This window comes from Nocardia sp. NPDC005998, assembly GCF_040614395.1.
Taxonomy (GTDB): domain Bacteria; phylum Actinomycetota; class Actinomycetes; order Mycobacteriales; family Mycobacteriaceae; genus Nocardia.
Genome location: NZ_JBEXUI010000005.1, coordinates 79,144 through 95,828, shown reverse-complemented (window position 1 = coordinate 95,828; position 16,685 = coordinate 79,144). Strand labels below are relative to the sequence as shown.

Genomic DNA, 16,685 nt, shown 5'->3' with positions numbered 1-16,685 from the left:
GCGCAGACCACACCCACTCGCCCCGGCAGCGCGACACTGTCCAGCAAGCTCGATCGAATAACCCGACTCCCCGATCCGATCGTGGCGGACCGGTCGAGGGGCCGCTATCAGTCCCGCCAGACCTCCCGTGCGATCCGGGCGAAGTTGCCACCGAATACCGCCGCCCGGTCGGCCGCACTGAATCCACGCTCGGCGAGTGCCGCAGCCAACCCGGGCAACTCGTTCAGCCCCAATAGATCCTCCGGCGGAACCCATTGCAGCGGACCCCATTTCGTATACGCGTCGGAAAACGCGCTCGGATCCTGCATGAGCATGTCATTGAAATCCTCGGCGTCGAAGGAGTAATCGGAGCCGACGCCGATATGTTCGATGCCGACGAGCTCGGCACCATATTCGATATGCGCGGCCATGGCCCGCACCCGCGCGGCCCGACCATCGATCGCATTCTGCCCAAGGAAGATTCCCACCCCATTGATACCGATGACCCCACCGGTCGCCGCACAGGCCATTGCCTGCGCATCGGTGATATTGCGCGGATGCTCCCACAATGCCGCGAAATTGGAATGGCTGTAGATCATCGGGACCTCGGTGCACTCGGCCAGATCCAGTCCGGTCCGTGGCGAGCAGTGCGAACCATCGACGAATACGCCGACCTCGTTCTGCTTGCGCACCAGATCGCGGCCGTAGGCGGTCAGCCCGGTGTCGTCGGTGTCCAGGCAACCGCAACCGGCCGCATTGGCATGATTATAGGTCGGCAGCAGTGAGCGAACACCCAACTCGTAGAACATCTCGACGTTATCCAGATCACCACCGAGCGGCCCCGAATCCTCCAGATCGAAGGCCAACGCAATCGAATCGGACGCACCGATATCGGCAAATCGCTCGACCAGCCGGAATCGACCGTCGCCGAGCGCATCCCGACGGAACTTGTGCAGCAAGGCCAGCGAATCCTCGGTCGACTGCCGCGAATATCCCACGTTCACCGATAAATACGATCCGAGCGGATACCGCGCAAGGTCCGCGATCCGCGCCGAATGCAGTAGCGGCAGGCAGCAGTGCTGCTCCCAGAGAAACTGTGGCAAACCGGCCACCTCCCGGTCGGATCGGTCTCGGAGCAGCGATCCTACTGAGCCGACCGGTAGGTACGACAACCCCGGACCCGATGTCGAGCAATCCGTAACAGCGTGCCCGATATGCCCGATTTAGCGAGTGAAATCTCACCTTCCGAGGACCCTCGGCAACAATCTGGACATGACGGGCGTTGAGCTAACTGTGACCGATCCCTACCTGTGGCTCGAAGAAGTAACCGATGAACGGGCCCTCGACTTCGCCCGCGCGCACAACGACGTGGTCGTCGAGCGTTTTGCCAGTTCCGATCGGTTCACCGAACTCGAGCACCGCATCCTCGACATGCTCGATACCGATACCAAGATCGCCTACCCGGGCCGGCGCGGCCGGTGGCTCTACAACTTCTGGCGCGATGCCGACCATCCGCGCGGGTTGTGGCGGCGCACCACCTTCGCCGAATACGCCAAGGAGTCGCCGGACTGGGATGTCCTGATCGACCTGGACGCGCTCGGCACCGCGGAGCACGAGAATTGGGTATGGGGCGGCGCCGCGGTGCTGCGGCCGGAACAGTCGCGCGCGCTGATCAGCCTGTCCCGCGGCGGCGCCGATGCCAAGGTGGTGCGCGAATTCGATATCGAAACAAGGGAATTCATCGATCCGGCCGACGGCGGTTACTTCCTGCCCGAGGCGAAGTCAGAGATCCGCTGGATCGATATCGACTCGGTCTATGTCGGTACCGATTTCGGTCCCGGCTCGCTCACCGATTCCGGATATCCGCGCATTGCCAAGCGCTGGCGGCGCGGCACCCCGCTCACCGAGGCGGAGACGGTATTCGAGGGTGCGCCCGGCGATGTCGCGGTCTCCGCGGGCTACGACCGGACACCCGGCTACGAACGGCATTTCGTCGGCCGGGCCACCGACTTCTTCAATGAAGAGGTGTACCTGCTCGAAGGCGACGGCAGCCTGCGGCAGCTCGAGGTGCCGACCGATGCCAGCGAATCCTGGTACAAGGACTGGTTCCTGGTGCGCCTGAAGACGCCATGGACGATCGCCGACACCACCTACCCCGCCGGTGCGCTACTGGCCATCGACTTCGAGAAATTCCTCTCCGGTGCAAGGGAATTCGAGGTGGTCTTCACCCCGGACGCGCACACCTCGCTGCACGGCTACGGCTGGACCGAAAACCATCTGCTGCTCATCACCCTGGAGGATGTGCAGACCAAGCTCTACGTCCTCACCCCCGGACCGGACGGCTGGCACCGGGCACCGCTGGCCGACACCCCGCCGATGGCGACCACCAGTGTGATGAATCTGGACCCACTCGAGGGTGGCGACGAATTCATGCTGACCACAAGCGGATTCACCACTCCGGCCACCCTGCTCGCGAGCGCGGTCGGCGGCCGGACCGAACAACTCAAACAGGAACCGGGCTTCTTCGACGCCGATGGCGTCGAGACCGAGCAGTTCTTCGCCCGGTCCGATGACGGAACCATGGTGCCGTACTTCGTGATCCGGCATCGCGATCACAAGGGCACCCCCGGGCCGACGGTGATGTCGGGCTACGGCGGCTTCGAGGTTTCGCGCACCCCTGCCTACAGCGGCGCCTCCGGGATGGGCTGGCTGGAACGCGGCGGCACCTGGGTGATGACCAATATCCGCGGCGGCGGCGAATACGGCCCGCAGTGGCACACCTCGGTGCAGAAGGCCAACCGGCACAAGGTCTATGAGGACTTCTCCTCGATCGCCAAGGATCTGGTGGCCCGCGGCATCACCACTGCGGATCAACTCGGTGCCGTGGGCGGCAGCAATGGCGGCCTGCTCATGGGCGTCATGCTGACCCGCTACCCGGAACTGTTCGGCGCCATCGTCTGCCAGGTCCCGCTGCTCGATATGCAGCGCTACCACCTGCTGCTGGCCGGTGCGTCGTGGACGGCCGAATACGGCGATCCGGATAAGCCCGAGGAGTGGGAGTACATCAGCAAGTACTCGCCGTACCAGAATGTCCGCGCCGATGCGGCCTACCCGCCGATCCTGCTCACCACCTCCACCCGCGACGACCGAGTACACCCCGGTCACGCCCGCAAGATGGCCGCACTGCTCGAGGAACAGGGCCACACCGTCTGGTACCACGAGAATATCGAGGGCGGCCACGGCGGCGCGGCCGACAACAAACAGTCCGCATTCCAGGCCGGACTGATCTACGAATTCTTCACCCAGATGCTGATAGAACGGTCCGCCTGAGCCGATCCCCCGGCCCGGTGCAGCGTGCACCGGGCCGACTTTCTGCGCCGTCGGGCGCATCCTGAGCCATATGGGTGGCCGCCGTCGCGGCACAGCGCAGCCGCAAGCCCATGCCGGACGCACCGAACTACAGACATCGGGGCGAAAAGCCGAGCCGCGCTCAGGAAGTGCCGTTCGACCGGGTGAGCATCACGATCGGGATCTCCCAGGACACCTTGGCCTGAAAGTCGGCCAGGAACGGCGAGACCACCAACTGACGCTCCCAAAGCCGTTGCCGCTCGGCCCCTTCCGCAACCGATGCGACCACGGGCCACGACTCGTTCCCGACCTCGACGACGGCTTCGGGATGTGCGATCAGATTGTGATACCACCCCGGACGGTTCTCTCGACCGCCATTGGCGGCGAACACCACCACTCGGTCGCCGTCACGCTGATAGGCCAGCGGCCAGGTGAATACCGCGCCGGTGCGCGCACCGGTCGTGGTGAGGAGCAGCAGGGGTATGTTCGCGAACTGCCCGCCGACCACCCCCGCATTGGCGCGGAACTCCGCGACGATCTCCTGATTCAATTGCCGCCGTTGCTCATTCGACACGACACCAGCCTATGACGACTTGCCCGATTGCGCCTCGTCGTAGCGCAGGCGCGCGCTCGACACATATTCGCGATGCCCCTGCGCCCAATCGATGAGCGCGTTGACCTGCGTCGACAGCGTCGCGCCGACGGAGGTCAGCTGGTAATCCACCCGCGGCGGTGAGGTCGGCGTCACCGTGCGCGCGACCAGGCCGTCACGTTCGAGGCTGCGCAACGTGAGGGTGAGCATGCGCTGCGAGATCCCCTCGATCGAGCGCTGCAACTGCGAATACCGTTGCGGCCCATCGGTCAGCAAGGCCATGACCAGCACACTCCACTTGTCGCCGACCCGATCCAACACATCGCGGAGCTGACACAGCGCGGCCCCCTCGCCGATCGGTTCATCGCCGGTCGCCGCACGCACATCGGTGTTCGGTACGCAGGTCAAAGTGCCTTCTTCCGTCATCAGCCCATTGTCGACAGGATTTCAGTTGCACACAAGAAGTAACCAACGAACAGAAAGTGTGGTGAACGTGAATGTCGATCTAGCGGCCCCGCCGCGCCGGTCCGGCCCCCGGCCGACCACGACCGGCCGGGAGATACCGCACGACCAGCTCGACGGCTTCTCCCCGGCTGAGATCCGGGCCGCCCTGGTCGAATACGCCCAGGCGCTACCGGATGTATTCACCGGGCCGAGCCAGGTTTCGGAACCGAGTTCGCTCGCTCTCCGGTTGCGCGATGCACGCGGACCGTGGGAAGCCTTCCTGCACCCGAGCCGCGACGAATTCGGCCACATCCACCGGAGCGGATTTCTCCACCTCACCCTGCCCCGCGAGGTCATACCGCCGCTGACCGAGGCGGGCTGGATCGAACCGCATCCGATCAGCAGGCGGCCGGAATGGCCGGACACGATCGTGATGCTCTACGCGCCCCGCGATGAATCCGAACTCGACCTGGCCATCGCCGCACTGCACGCCTCATGGCAACAGGCTGCCAACCGCACCCCCACGAAATAGGAAGCGAGACATAGCAATGCGCGCAATCGCGTTCACCGGCTTCGACCAGCCCGCGACCATCACCGAATTGCCCGTGCCCGTGCCCGAACCCGACGAAGTACTGGTCCGGGTGCGGCACACCTCGATCAACGGCTTCGACCTCGGCGTGCTCGGCGGCTATATGCGCGGGGTGTTCGAGCACGAGTTCCCGGTCGTGCTCGGCAAGGATTTCGCGGGCACCATCGCCGCCATCGGCGCGCAGGTCACCGACCTGGCCGTGAACGAAAAGGTTTTCGGTGTCGTCATGCGGACAACGCTGGGTCAGGGCAGCCTCGCCGAATATGTGGCGGTGCCAGCGGGTTACGGCATTGCGCGGATCCCGTCCGGTCTCGACGACGCCGCGGCGGGCGCACTCGGCCTCGCCGGTACGGCCGCACTGACCGCACTCGACGCGCTCGAACCGAAACCCGATACACCCCTCTTGATTTCGGGTGCGACCGGCGGTGTCGGTGGCTATGCCATCCAACTGGCGACGGCGCGCGGCGCCGTCGTCATCGCCACGGCACGGCCCGGCGCGGAAACCGAGTTCGTCTCGGCACTCGGCGCCCACCATGCCGTCGACCCCGCGGACCTGGTGGACCGAGTTCGCGAGCTGGCCCCCGATGGCGTGCCAGCCGCACTACATCTGGCCGGGGACGGCGCGACCGTCGCCGGATTGGTCACGCGCGGTGGCCGATTCGCCTCCACGGTGCATTTCGTGCCGGTCGATGCCGCCGATCGCGATCTGGCCACCGTCGATGTCATGGCCGATCCGAGCCGAACCAAACTGGATCGCCTGGCCGCGGATGCCGCGGCGGGCAGACTGCGAATCCCGATCACCAGACGCTACGAACTGGCCGACGCCACAACCGCGATCGCCGATTTCACCGGAGGCACCCTCGGCAAGCTGGCGGTCACCCTCTAGCAGTGTCACCGGTCCCGCAGCCACTTCTCGATCTGGTCGACGGTACTGCTGTACTTGCGGATCCAGCCGTTGTGTCCCAGGGGTTCCGGCTGTACCCAGGTAGTCACGTCGGCCTTGGGCATCTTCGCCAGCAGATGCGCCGCCGAACTGCCGGGCACGAGATCGTCGTCGGTCATGGTGATGGACAGCACCGGCAGCTTCAGCCTGCCGATCCGCTCCTCATAGTCGATATCCGCGCCGACCGGCTGGAAGCGACCGGTGCGGGCCAGCCGGGCCCAGTCGGAGATCAGCACTTTCGACTGGCGCCCGAACCCGCCCACCGAGATCCGGTCACCGGGCCAGAAGCCCGCCAGGTTGGCCGTCATCGAGATGGCCGCACTGCCGACCAGCATGCCGGGGCCCGAAATCCCGCGGAAGCCACGGTGATACGGAGTACCGGAGGCGATCAGGATCAGTCCGCCGAGTCGGCCGCGGATGCGCGAGGCGTACAGCACGGCGAGCTGGCCGCCCATGCTGTGGCCGAGCAGGTACGGGGTGCTGTCCGGGAACCGGTCGCGCACCACCGAGAAGATCGCCGGGAAGTCGACCGAAACCAATTCGTGGTAACCGTAGGTGCTCGCGGCGCTCGGGCGCGGCCTACTGTCACCGGCACCGCGCAGTTCGCCGACGGCCGCGTCGAAACCACGGGCGGCCAATGCGGTGGCGAACAGTTCGTAGTACCCGGCCGGAACACCGAGACCGGGCACCAGCACCACCACCGGGCGGGGCGCGTCCGGCGTCACCGGGTGACGGTGCGTTCCGCTCGCCGGGAACAGCCGCACCGGCACGGTGCTGCCATCCGGCATCTGGATCGGAACCTTCTCCATGATGCGCACCGTACCGCGCGATGACCACCGGTCGTCCGGAGCGACCCGTGCTACGCGCCGACCGCACCCATGATCACTCGGCTCAGCACCCGGATCACATCGTCCAGTGGCGGCCGCGGATCCGAACCACTCCAGGAGTCGACCACATAGTTGACCGCGCCGATGATGGCGAGTACCCGCATCTCGTAGTCGCCCGTGGGGATTTCGCCGTGCATCGCCGCATCCTCGGCGGCGCTGGCTAGTAGCGAACCCCACACCCTGCGCAGTTCCAGCCGGAACTTCTCCACCTTCGGCCCGGCGCCGACGACCTCTACCAACGCCACGCGCGCCTTGCGCGGATCGGCGCCGATCGATTCGACGTAAGCGCGCACGGACGCGTCGATGATCTCCAGGGCGGTCGCATCCGACTTCTTGTCGAGGGCGGCGGTTACCGCTTCGCGCGATTCCCTATCGATCTGCTCGTAGAGCTCGAGTAGGAGAGACTCGCGGCCGGTGAACTCCTCATAGAACTGCCGTGAGGAGAGTCCGGCGTCCTTACAGATCGCGCCGACCGAACTATTTGCGTAGCCATCGCGCGCAAAGACCGTAAGGCCCGATTCCAGAAAACGCGCACGCCGTTGTCGTTGCCGGTCCTCTACGGGTTGCCCGGCATACATTCGTCCCGTATTCGCATCCTGTGACATTGGGGCAGACAATACCTAAGCGCCCGATGCCGTCGTCATGGATCGGCATGTTCGTCTCAACCTACGGCCGAGTTCGCGTTAGCCGAAAGTTGGCCGCGCGGTTGCTATTGCGCCGTAATCTCGCTTCTATACGATCTAGCTACGGCCACACACCTCGTCACTGGCAGTTTGCCGATGCGGACGATACCGAGAGGTTCGGCACACCGAAAGTGTTTTATAGGAGTTTTTTAGAATTATTTTCCGCGGTTCCGGAGACCTTTCAACAACGCGGGCAGATCCGCCACGGAATCAATGACGTGATCCGGCGCCGATGCCATCCCAGCTAACACTGCGGACCGGAATTTCCCGGTGCGCACCAGAACTCCGGTCATGCCGACCCGCTGGGCAGCGAGCACATCGGAGTGCAGATCGTCGCCGATCATCAACACCTCGGTCGGATCCAGGCCCATCAGGTCCGCACAAGTCCGAAATCCCGCCGGCTCGGGCTTGCCGATCACCGCGATCTCGGCATTGCCCGCGGCCGCCAAGCCCGGCAGATATGCGCCAGCATCGATGCGAAGTCCGTCATCGGTGGCCCAGGTCAGGCCGCTGTGCATGGCGACGACCGGCACACCGTCCAGCATCAGCTCGGCCACCCGGCTCAGCGCACGATGGGTGAATTCCGCACCGGCACCGCCGATTACGACGACATCGGGATGTTCGTCATCGAGGGTGAGAGCGGCGAGGTCGGGCCGGATATCGCCGTGGTTGAGCACCCAGACCCGCCCATCCGGATAGCGACGGCTCACATACTCGCCGGTGAGCCGGGCGGCGGTGACGATCTCGTCGGCGTCGACATCGAATCCGGCGCTCCGCAGCCGCTCGGCGATCTCGTCACAGGTGCGCGAGGTCGTATTGGTGAGAAACGCTCGGCACAAACCACTTTCGCGGATCCGGCGCACGGCGTCGGCGGCGCCTTCCAGCTCGCGCCATGAGGTCACCAGCACGCCGTCGATGTCGTAGAGGACACCGCCGATCCGAGTGTCGCCGGACATGGATTCAGCCTACGGCCGATGGCCCGGAGTCGTCGCGGCAACCGCTCGGCATGGCGTGTCAGCGGCCACCGCGGGCGAATTCACGGGCGGCACGTGCCAGCATCCACGGCACGAGCCGACGGTGGAATGGACGGACAACGGCGAAATACCGTCGGCCCCAATCATTTCGGTATTCGACCAAAGAGGTGACGGTGACCGCGTCATCGTCGATCAGAACCGAGACGACAAAATCGAGGACCGGCATCGCATCGGCGGTGACATGCTCGCGCTCGCCGCTTTCGCGATCGGGAAAGGGCCTGCCGAAGAATATCTTTCGGGTCCATTCGCGTGGATCGGTGGGAGCGCCCGGCGGCAATGCGATTTCGTAGGAATCGATGTAGTCCCAATTCGACCCGGATGCGCGAGCTAGGGCCGCCCGTTCGGGAATCTCGACTCGTCCATGAGTAGGCATCACATTCCTCCAGTAGCCCATACGGGAGCGTATGGAATGACCATACGATAGCGTATGGGCATGGCACAAGAGGGCAGGAGTGTGACCGCCAAAACGTCGGCGCCGCGGCGGCTCAGCGCCGACGACTGGGCCCAGGCCGCACTGGACGCACTGGCCGCGGGCGGCCTCGCGGCGGTCGCGGTGGAACCCATCGCCAAGCGGCTCGGCACCACCAAGGGCAGCTTCTATTGGCACTTCAAGGATCGCGCGGCTCTCATCGATGCGGTACTGGCCCGCTGGGAACAGCACAGCACCGACGATGTGATCACCGAGATCGGTGTCGAGACCGATCCGGCCGAGCGGTTGCATCGACTGTTCGCCCATGTCATCGATTACGCGGCCACCGGACGCATCGAATTGGCGCTCTTGGCCTCCGCGGACCAGGCCGCGGTCGCCGCGACATTGCGCCGAGTCGCGGACCGGCGCATCGAATACATTGCCGAATTGCTGCGCGAATTGGGTCTGACCGCTGCGCAGGCGCGGACCAGAGCGGTTGTCGCCGTGAGCATCTACCACGGCTTCAACCAACTGGCCCGCGTCTCCCCCGACGCACTCCCGAGCACCGATGCCCAGCGAAGGACATTGGTGGATACGGCATTTCAGAGTCTGCTGCCACCGAAACGGCACTGACGCAGCGGATCAGCTGCCGCCACCACCACAACCACCGCCTCCTCCACAGCCGGACCCGCCACCGCAACTCGAGCCACCGCCACAGCTTGACCCACCACCGCAACTCGAGCCACCGCCACAGCTTGACCCGCCGCCACCGCCACAGCCGTAGCTGGACCTGCTACCAATGTCGCCACCGCTGCCGCCCGCGCTCCATCGGTTGCTCCTGCGGCGATTTCGACTCCGCCGACCCGCAAGACTGATGAACGCGATCGTGCCGTACAGCAGCAGACCGGCGATGACCTGCACCCAGATTGTGTCCATCGTCGCCACCCCCCGAGTGACTTGCGAGGCTTACCCTCGTAACAAGTGCACCAGCTGCGGCCCCGGCAGTAAAGCCACTACTTTTGGGGCGTTTGAACAGGTCAACGGCATGCGTTCAGGCCGAGGAAGTTCCGATCGCTGAAACCGCCACTGTCGGAACCCAATTCGAAACCGAGTCAGCGTTGCGAGGCATTGATGATCGCGTCGAGCAGGCCGGGAAAGCGTTCCTCCAGAGCGTCACGACGCAGCTCGACGAGCCGGTTGCGGCCAGAGGCGTAGGTGGTCGTGACGCCCGCATCACGCAGCACCTTCCAATGATGCGATGCCGTCGCGGCGGTGATCTCCACATCGAACCCATCGATGCCGCAGCTGAGCGGCTCACGCACCCCGGCGAGCGCGCGGATCAGTTCCAGCCGAATGGGATCGGCGATGGCGCTGAGCACCCGGATCAGGTCCAGGTCACCGGTGCTCGGCTGCGGTAGCTGACGCACGTTCATCCTCCGATTGTTTGACAACCATCGAATTATATCGCAGCATCGTAAGATGCTTCGACAACCATCGAACAATCTCTATCGATCCTTGATTCCACTCGCCATCGGCACTTTCGTACTGGGCACCGACGGTTTCGTACTGAACGGCATGCTCCCGCTCATCGCCCGCGATCTGAATGTTTCGATAGCCACCGCGGGCCAGCTCACCACCACGTTCGCCTGGACCTACGCCATCGCCTCACCGGTCATCGCCGCCGCGACCGGACCGTGGGATCGGCGCTGGGTATTGGGCAGCGGTGCAGTACTTTTCGTCCTCGGCATGATCGGACAGGCTGCGGCTGAGGACTTTTCGGTAATGGCCGGAGCGCGTATCGTGGCCGCGATCGGCGCGGCGGCATTCCAGGCCAATGCCTTTGCCGTGGCCGGGGTCGTCGCCGATGATGCGCACCGGGGGCGGGCACTGTCGGTTGTCACCGCCGGGATCACGCTGTCCGCGGTCGCTGGCGTGCCGATCGGCATCTTCGTCGAGCGCTGGATCGGCTGGCGCGGAGTGCTCTGGGCGATCGCCGCGGGCGGTGCCATCGCGGCGGCGCTGGTGCTGCTGCTGCCGCGGGTCACCCTGCCGAGCAGCGGATTGCGTGATCGCGTCGGCGTACTCGCGCGGCCCGCGGTGCTGCGGGTACTGCTGGTGACGACGCTGCAGATGACCGCGGCCTACACCACCATCGTCTACCTGCCGGTCGTCGTCGCCCCATCGGTGCCGCAGGGACAGCTCGCCTGGCTGCTGCTGGTCATGGGCATGGGTCAGGTCATCGGCAATGCACAGGCGGGCCGGGCCGTCGACCGCTTCGGCCCGGCGCGCACGCTGACCGTCGGACTCGTCGGCAGCCTCATCGGACTGCTCCTGCTCGGCCCGGCCACCCACACCACCTGGGCCGTCTTCGCGGTACTCGGCCTGACCGGCCTCTTCGGGTCCGCGATCCTGATCCCGCAGCAATTCCGGCTCTTCGCCATTGCCCACGACGCGCCGACCGTCGCACTCGGCCTCAATGGCTCGGCGATCTACCTCGGCAGCGGCATCGGCTCGCTGCTCGGCGGCACGGTGCTGGATTCCTCGGGTGCGGGCTGGCTCCCCTGGACCTCGGCCGCGGTCGGCTTCGTCGCCCTCGCACTCGGCGTCGCCACCCTGCGCCGACCGGTACACACCGAAACGGCGGTAGTCGCTCCGGCGTGAAAATCCCCCCGCCCCAATGGTTCCCGGTCCGATCGGACCGGGAGCTACTTCTTTGGTGCGGATTCGGGGCGGATCGAGTCGAGCAGGTCGGCGCAGCGGGTGAGCAGTCCACACAGGGCGGCGTGCTCGGCTTCGGTGAATTCGGCGGCCAATGCGCGCTCCACGCGTACGGCGGCCGCATCCGCCTCCTTCGCGAGCGCCGCGCCTGCTTCGGTGAGCCGGGTCTCCAAGACGTTCTTATGCCAGGCGTGGGGCGTCCGCTCGATGAGGCCGCGGTCCTGGAGATTCGTCAGGATCGTATTCATGGTCGGCGGGGTCACCCCGCACAGGCGGGCCAGCGCCGCGGCGTTGATGCCCGGGTTTTCGATGAGGAACAGCAGGGCCCCGTACTGGGGAACGGTGAGGCCCGCCGGTTTGAGCGCCGCACTCTTCGCCGAGTTGAGAGCCTGTTCGGCGCGCTTGATGTAGGAGCCGAGGCGCTCGGAGGAGTGCATGGACGTCATGTCCGCATGGTATCTGCCCAACTTCTCATTAACCCCTTGACGTTAATTAGAGTTCTAATATAACTTCGTGCTCATTCCAAGATGTGAATGCATTCGGATGTTCGACCTCACTCAGGAGCTATGAGCATGTTCCGCACCATCTCGACCATCGCCACCGCCGTTGCCTGCACCGCCGTCGCGGCCTGCGCAGCGACGACGGAGGCACCGAAGGCCACGACCGTCAGCCAACCGGCCACGCGCATCAGCACCGCATACGAACTGCCCGGCGATCGCGTCTACCCCGAAGGCATAGCCGCCGACCCCCGCACCGGCGATATCTATGTCGGCTCCTACGCGAACGGCGCCATCTACCGAGCCGCCCCTGGCGCGAAGCGCGCCGAGACCTTCCTGCCCGAGGGGGCCGACGGCCGCAAGACCGCCAATGGGTTGAAAGTCGATGCGGCGGGGCGGCTGTGGGTGATCGACTCGACGGCCGGGGTCGCGGTCTACGACACCACCAGCCGTGCACTGATCGCCCGCTTCGATGTCACCGGCACCGGGCCGCGCATGGTGAACGATCTGGCCATCACGCCGGACGGCACCGCCTACCTCACCGACAGCCTGCGCCCGCTGGTCTACCGGATCACGCCGAACCAGGTCACCGACGCGGCGGCACATGGCGGGCGGGCTGATCTGACAACACAATTCGACCTGAGCAGCACCATCAGCGCGCACGCACCGGACGCGTTCACCTTGAACGGCATAGTCTCCGATGATTCCGGTCGCTATCTGCTGATCGTCGATATGAATTCCGGCGAGCTGTATCGCGTTGCAACCGCGCCGAATTCGCCGGATCCGATCCGCAAGGTCACCATGCGCGGCGCCGACCTGAAACATGGGGACGGACTAGAATTGCACGGGAATACGCTGTGGGCGGCCCAGAACGTCAGCAATACGATTACCCGCTGGAAGATCAGCGACGATGGGGCGAGCGTCGAACTGGAGCGCACGGTCACCGATGAATCCCTGCGCATCCCCACCACCCTGATCCGCAGCAATGATCGGACCCTGGTCGTGTCCTCCCAATTCGACAGGGGCGGGCCGATGGGACCCGGCACCCCGGTCACTCCGTTCGCCGTACTGAGCGTCGACGGCATCTGATCCGGCCGCACGGCCGGTTCGCCGAACGGACCGGCCGTCGGGTTTCCCGGCGAAACGCCCGTGCGGTCCGCGGCTGCGCCACCGCCATGACGTAAGCTCGATCGACCGTACGCGAGCGGACTGGGGTGGCGGCCTCCGGTCGAGTGACATACGCTTCGCCGCGGAGAAAAACCGCCTCATGGAGGGACAATTGACCACTCCGAGCCATGGCGATGTCGGAACCGGCGGGCCACAAAAGGTTCCACTGTCGCAGCTGATCCACCTGATGTCCGAATATCAGAAGCTCGGCCCACACCGGCAGACGTTTCTACCGGCGCCTGCGAGTGACACTTTTGTGCGCGGCTGCGGGATCGTCGCGGGCGGATTCGCGGCAGTTGGTGTCATCTGCGCAACGGTCGGCGCATATTCCGGTGCACTCGCGGTCGGTCTGCTCGCCCTGATCCCCGCCTCGCTGGCCTTCTTCCGCGGACGCCGCAATCGTCGGCACCGCGCCGCGCGGCTCGACCTGTTCGACTACGGCATGACCGTGTACCGCTCCGGTGAACAGATCGCCGGATTCCGATGGGACAGCGCCGAAGTGCGCCAGCAGGTCATCCCGTTCCAGAATTCCGGGCCCACCGAATATTCATTCCACATGACCGGTCCCGACGGCGCCGAGGCCGCATTCGACGACACCCTGTTCGCGGATGGTCGCGATTGGGGCAAGGCCATCCAGTCGGCCATCACCCTGGCCCAGCTCCCCCGCGCCGTCACCGCCATCGACGACTGCGCGACCGTCTATTTCGGCGAGATCGCCCTCGATCTGACCGCACTCTATTTCCGCAGCAAGGCCTTCGCCTGGGAACAGATCCAATTGATCGACGCCCGAAGCGGATTGGTTCGCATGAAGGTGGACGGCCACTGGGTATCCCTCACCCCCGTCGGCCAGATCCCCAATTTCTACATCTTCAACGAACTCGCCGAACGGCTGCGCGTCGCCGCTGCCGCGGAACTCGAACCGAACACCGACGCGCCGTTCGCCGAACTCGAACCCGACTCGACTTCGGTCGAAACGCCGGTTGCCGAGACCGAAATCGAACCGCCCACAGTCACGGCGACGGTTGTCGACGCCGAACCCGGAACATCCATTATCGCGCCGACGGCAGAAGACGCCGAAGCCGAAGCGCCGGTTGCGAAGGTCGGCCCGAACGGCCAACCTACCGAACGCACAGCGGACAACCTGACCATCGCGTCGAATTAGCCCACACCCCAACACCTTCCGACCGGATCAATAGCTACCGAGCTAGACCCACTCGCTCGGCCCACGAGCTCGGCGAACGGAATCTCCATACAAAAGGCTGAAGGCCGGTCCACCTGGTAGGTGGACCGGCCTTCAGCTGCGCGTTGCGACGTCACCAGAAGCCCGGCCTAGTGCCGCGTTCAGCCCTGGGGCCGGGGTCTGTCGAACGTAGCCGAACGGTGGCCGCGCAGGGCATATTCGACCGCCACATGACTACGCTCGGCGAGCAGTCGGAGTGGGTAGTGCAGCAATTTGTCTGGGCGGGGCACTAGCTCCCAGCGGCACGGTCGACACGTGGGCGGCTGAGCATGGGGGCGGAGCATTATTGGGGCGGTCAGGGACTTCGGTGGTGCCATCCCCCGCGCATCCGAGTGGGCTACCGTGGACGAAAGTCATCAGTACTCCCGCGAAGCGTCCGGCTTCATCCGGCCCGCGTTGATCAGGGTCTGCCGTGCCGCCGCCTTACGCGGACATTGATCGGTACGACATGCCTTGTGCCGCTGCATGGTCGAGTGCGCTTCGATAATGCTGAGCGCGTGGTCCGGTGCCTCATGCGGCCACCCGCCGGGCCACAATCCGGCGTCGGGCTGGGGAGCACCAACCCGGTCGCTCCGGTGCGCGGCCCGCCATTCGTCCTGTACGCGGTCGATGATCGCTTGTACCGACGTGTCGTCGGGCTCGGCCTCTCGCCACCAGTTGAACCCCATCGCGTCTCACCCCTGCCGTTTATGCCTGTTGTTGGTTGCACGCCACCCGGCGAGGCGATGAACACCGCGAACCGCCCACTGCTGGTGAAGCATCCGCATCGGAAGAGGTTTTCGGAGCGCGCCCGCCGGGTGGGTGCTGGGTCTCAGCGTCGCACCCGAACAAGCTCGTGACACCTGTGTGACAGTTCAACCTTCGTCAGGTTTGTGGGTGCGCTGACCTGCGGTTTCCGTCATAAATCCGCCTATTACCCATTGGAATGGGTAAGTTCCAACTGCCGCAGTGGTTCCTGAACACAAAGGGGGATACACATGGGAGTCTCATCAGGGGCGCCGAGGGCGAGACTCGGGAAACAACCGTTGAGCCCGCAGGCACGCGGTCGCGAGATGGCTGCTGCGGGTAGGAAGTTGTGGGCGGAGTTGGGGTCGGTGAGGACCGCGGCTACAGAACTTTTGGCCCAGTACCCAGACGTGCCGAGCCTGCAGGCATACCGGTATGCAGCTGGTTTGTCCCAAGATCTTGCAGCTGAGCGCTACAACGAAGTCACGGGCAATCAGACAAGTCTGGGCGGCACCTCTATCAACGCCTGGGAAACATGGGCGCGAGGACGTGGCCAAGGATCGCCGCCGTCGTTCTCCAGCGTTCTGATCTTGTGTGCCGCCTATGGCCGCGGACCGCTTGGAGTATCGGAAGAGTGCGTGTCGCCAACCGAGTTGATAGCCGAGGCTTACGAGCGCCTGCCGATCGAGGATCAGCTGTCGCTCAAGCAGTACACAGCAAACAATCGAGCTCAATTGGGAACCGTGCGTGAGCAGACGCCTGCCAAATCATCAAAAGACGGCGTCGATTCGGTTTCGGACAGAACGACAAGCCAGGTGGGCGGCGAGTTCACTCTTTCGGTGCCGACGATTGAATACGGCAATTCCGACATCGTCGTATGCTCGCTGCCGAATCCGCAACCAGGCCAGCTGCTGGATTTGACGTGGGAAACATTCGGGTGCGGCATCGAACGCCTGTCACGGCAGATCAAGAACCTCGGCAAACGCTTGGATGTCGACGCATGCTTCGGCGTGAACGAAGCCGGACTTGTAATGGCAACTTTCCTTGCTTCATCTCGCTTCTCCCGCTGCAAGATCGGCTACCTCCGGTGCAATAAGATCCGGGACGGGATCAATCTGGACGATGCGTCGCATTTCCCCGAAACCAGACCAGCGCCTACCATCTTTATCTGCGACTTCGAAGTCAAGCACGCCGACGTGGTCGGTTATCTCGCCAGCCGGGTTCGAGAGCAGTATCCGAAAGCCGAGCTGTATTTCGCCGTATTCGGCGCAATGACCAAAGGCCGTGACCTGGAAGCAGACAGCTTCGATGATCTGACCGGAGCCAAAATCATGCGCGCGGCAGGCTTCGAAGCTATCTTTATCGCAGCCACGATGAGCCCACCCGGAATCGAACCTCCGCTGGAGTTGCGATGACACCCACAAGAGGC

The 16,685-nt window shown here is 64.8% G+C and carries 18 protein-coding genes; 8 read left to right on the top strand and 10 right to left on the bottom strand.

The window, feature by feature from the left end; all coding sequences use genetic code 11:
* Window positions 1-107 precede the first annotated feature (107 nt).
* Window positions 108-1,082 carry a membrane dipeptidase gene (locus tag ABZ293_RS10485; protein WP_355179290.1) on the bottom strand — a complete coding sequence of 325 codons (975 nt, stop codon included), beginning with the start codon at window positions 1,080-1,082 and terminating at the stop codon, window positions 108-110.
* A gap of 169 nt (window positions 1,083-1,251) precedes the next feature.
* On the opposite strand from ABZ293_RS10485, the gene ABZ293_RS10480 reads away from it, so the two are divergent.
* Window positions 1,252-3,309 carry a prolyl oligopeptidase family serine peptidase gene (locus ABZ293_RS10480; RefSeq protein WP_355179288.1) on the top strand — a complete coding sequence of 686 codons (2,058 nt, stop codon included), beginning with the start codon at window positions 1,252-1,254 and terminating at the stop codon, window positions 3,307-3,309.
* A 160-nt stretch (window positions 3,310-3,469) separates the two neighbouring features.
* Here the strand turns inward: ABZ293_RS10480 and ABZ293_RS10475 are convergent, their stop codons facing one another.
* Window positions 3,470-3,901, bottom strand: coding sequence for a nitroreductase family deazaflavin-dependent oxidoreductase (locus ABZ293_RS10475; protein ID WP_355179286.1), 432 nt, complete (start codon window positions 3,899-3,901; stop codon window positions 3,470-3,472).
* A 9-nt stretch (window positions 3,902-3,910) separates the two neighbouring features.
* Window positions 3,911-4,345: a helix-turn-helix domain-containing protein gene (locus ABZ293_RS10470; protein ID WP_355179284.1), complete on the bottom strand. Its 435-nt coding sequence runs from the start codon at window positions 4,343-4,345 to the stop codon at window positions 3,911-3,913.
* A 67-nt stretch (window positions 4,346-4,412) separates the two neighbouring features.
* Between ABZ293_RS10470 and ABZ293_RS10465 the strand changes: the two genes are divergently transcribed.
* Entirely contained in the window at window positions 4,413-4,895 is a 483-nt protein-coding gene (locus ABZ293_RS10465; protein ID WP_355179282.1) for a luciferase family protein, read from the top strand.
* Between the two features lie 16 nt (window positions 4,896-4,911).
* Window positions 4,912-5,838: a zinc-binding dehydrogenase gene (locus ABZ293_RS10460; RefSeq protein ID WP_355179280.1), complete on the top strand. Its 927-nt coding sequence runs from the start codon at window positions 4,912-4,914 to the stop codon at window positions 5,836-5,838.
* Window positions 5,839-5,843: 5 nt separating this feature from the next.
* Here the strand turns inward: ABZ293_RS10460 and ABZ293_RS10455 are convergent, their stop codons facing one another.
* From ABZ293_RS10455 to ABZ293_RS10440, 4 genes are all read right to left on the bottom strand, one after another.
* Window positions 5,844-6,704: an alpha/beta fold hydrolase gene (locus ABZ293_RS10455; protein ID WP_355179278.1), complete on the bottom strand. Its 861-nt coding sequence runs from the start codon at window positions 6,702-6,704 to the stop codon at window positions 5,844-5,846.
* Window positions 6,705-6,754: 50 nt separating this feature from the next.
* On the bottom strand, window positions 6,755-7,387 hold the full coding sequence (locus tag ABZ293_RS10450; protein ID WP_354958787.1) for a TetR/AcrR family transcriptional regulator: 633 nt from the start codon (window positions 7,385-7,387) through the stop codon (window positions 6,755-6,757).
* Between the two features lie 233 nt (window positions 7,388-7,620).
* Window positions 7,621-8,421 (bottom strand): HAD-IIA family hydrolase, encoded by an 801-nt coding sequence (locus tag ABZ293_RS10445; RefSeq protein WP_355179276.1) that lies wholly within the window; start codon window positions 8,419-8,421, stop codon window positions 7,621-7,623.
* A gap of 58 nt (window positions 8,422-8,479) precedes the next feature.
* Entirely contained in the window at window positions 8,480-8,872 is a 393-nt protein-coding gene (locus tag ABZ293_RS10440; protein ID WP_355179274.1) for a DUF2867 domain-containing protein, read from the bottom strand.
* A 60-nt stretch (window positions 8,873-8,932) separates the two neighbouring features.
* On the opposite strand from ABZ293_RS10440, the gene ABZ293_RS10435 reads away from it, so the two are divergent.
* Window positions 8,933-9,541: a TetR/AcrR family transcriptional regulator gene (locus ABZ293_RS10435; RefSeq protein ID WP_355179272.1), complete on the top strand. Its 609-nt coding sequence runs from the start codon at window positions 8,933-8,935 to the stop codon at window positions 9,539-9,541.
* A 479-nt stretch (window positions 9,542-10,020) separates the two neighbouring features.
* Here ABZ293_RS10435 and ABZ293_RS10430 read toward each other — a convergent pair whose 3' ends face one another.
* Window positions 10,021-10,341, bottom strand: coding sequence for a helix-turn-helix domain-containing protein (locus ABZ293_RS10430; RefSeq protein WP_355179270.1), 321 nt, complete (start codon window positions 10,339-10,341; stop codon window positions 10,021-10,023).
* Window positions 10,342-10,387: 46 nt separating this feature from the next.
* Between ABZ293_RS10430 and ABZ293_RS10425 the strand changes: the two genes are divergently transcribed.
* The gene (locus tag ABZ293_RS10425; protein ID WP_355179268.1) at window positions 10,388-11,569 is read left to right on the top strand and encodes an MFS transporter; all 1,182 of its coding nucleotides are present in this window, start codon (window positions 10,388-10,390) and stop codon (window positions 11,567-11,569) included.
* Window positions 11,570-11,613: 44 nt separating this feature from the next.
* Here ABZ293_RS10425 and ABZ293_RS10420 read toward each other — a convergent pair whose 3' ends face one another.
* A complete protein-coding gene (locus ABZ293_RS10420) occupies window positions 11,614-12,072 on the bottom strand; it encodes a MarR family transcriptional regulator (protein ID WP_355179266.1) in 459 nt (152 codons plus the stop codon).
* 126 nt (window positions 12,073-12,198) lie between these two features.
* Here ABZ293_RS10420 and ABZ293_RS10415 point away from each other — a divergent pair, with 126 nt between their 5' ends.
* The gene (locus ABZ293_RS10415; protein WP_355179264.1) at window positions 12,199-13,212 is read left to right on the top strand and encodes an SMP-30/gluconolactonase/LRE family protein; all 1,014 of its coding nucleotides are present in this window, start codon (window positions 12,199-12,201) and stop codon (window positions 13,210-13,212) included.
* Window positions 13,213-13,402: 190 nt separating this feature from the next.
* On the top strand, window positions 13,403-14,452 hold the full coding sequence (locus ABZ293_RS10410; protein ID WP_355179262.1) for a DUF6585 family protein: 1,050 nt from the start codon (window positions 13,403-13,405) through the stop codon (window positions 14,450-14,452).
* A 434-nt stretch (window positions 14,453-14,886) separates the two neighbouring features.
* Here the strand turns inward: ABZ293_RS10410 and ABZ293_RS10405 are convergent, their stop codons facing one another.
* A complete protein-coding gene (locus ABZ293_RS10405) occupies window positions 14,887-15,198 on the bottom strand; it encodes a hypothetical protein (RefSeq protein WP_355179260.1) in 312 nt (103 codons plus the stop codon).
* Between the two features lie 468 nt (window positions 15,199-15,666).
* On the opposite strand from ABZ293_RS10405, the gene ABZ293_RS10400 reads away from it, so the two are divergent.
* Complete coding sequence (locus ABZ293_RS10400; RefSeq protein ID WP_355179258.1) at window positions 15,667-16,671, top strand: hypothetical protein; 1,005 nt, start codon at window positions 15,667-15,669, stop codon at window positions 16,669-16,671.
* Window positions 16,672-16,685 lie beyond the last annotated feature (14 nt).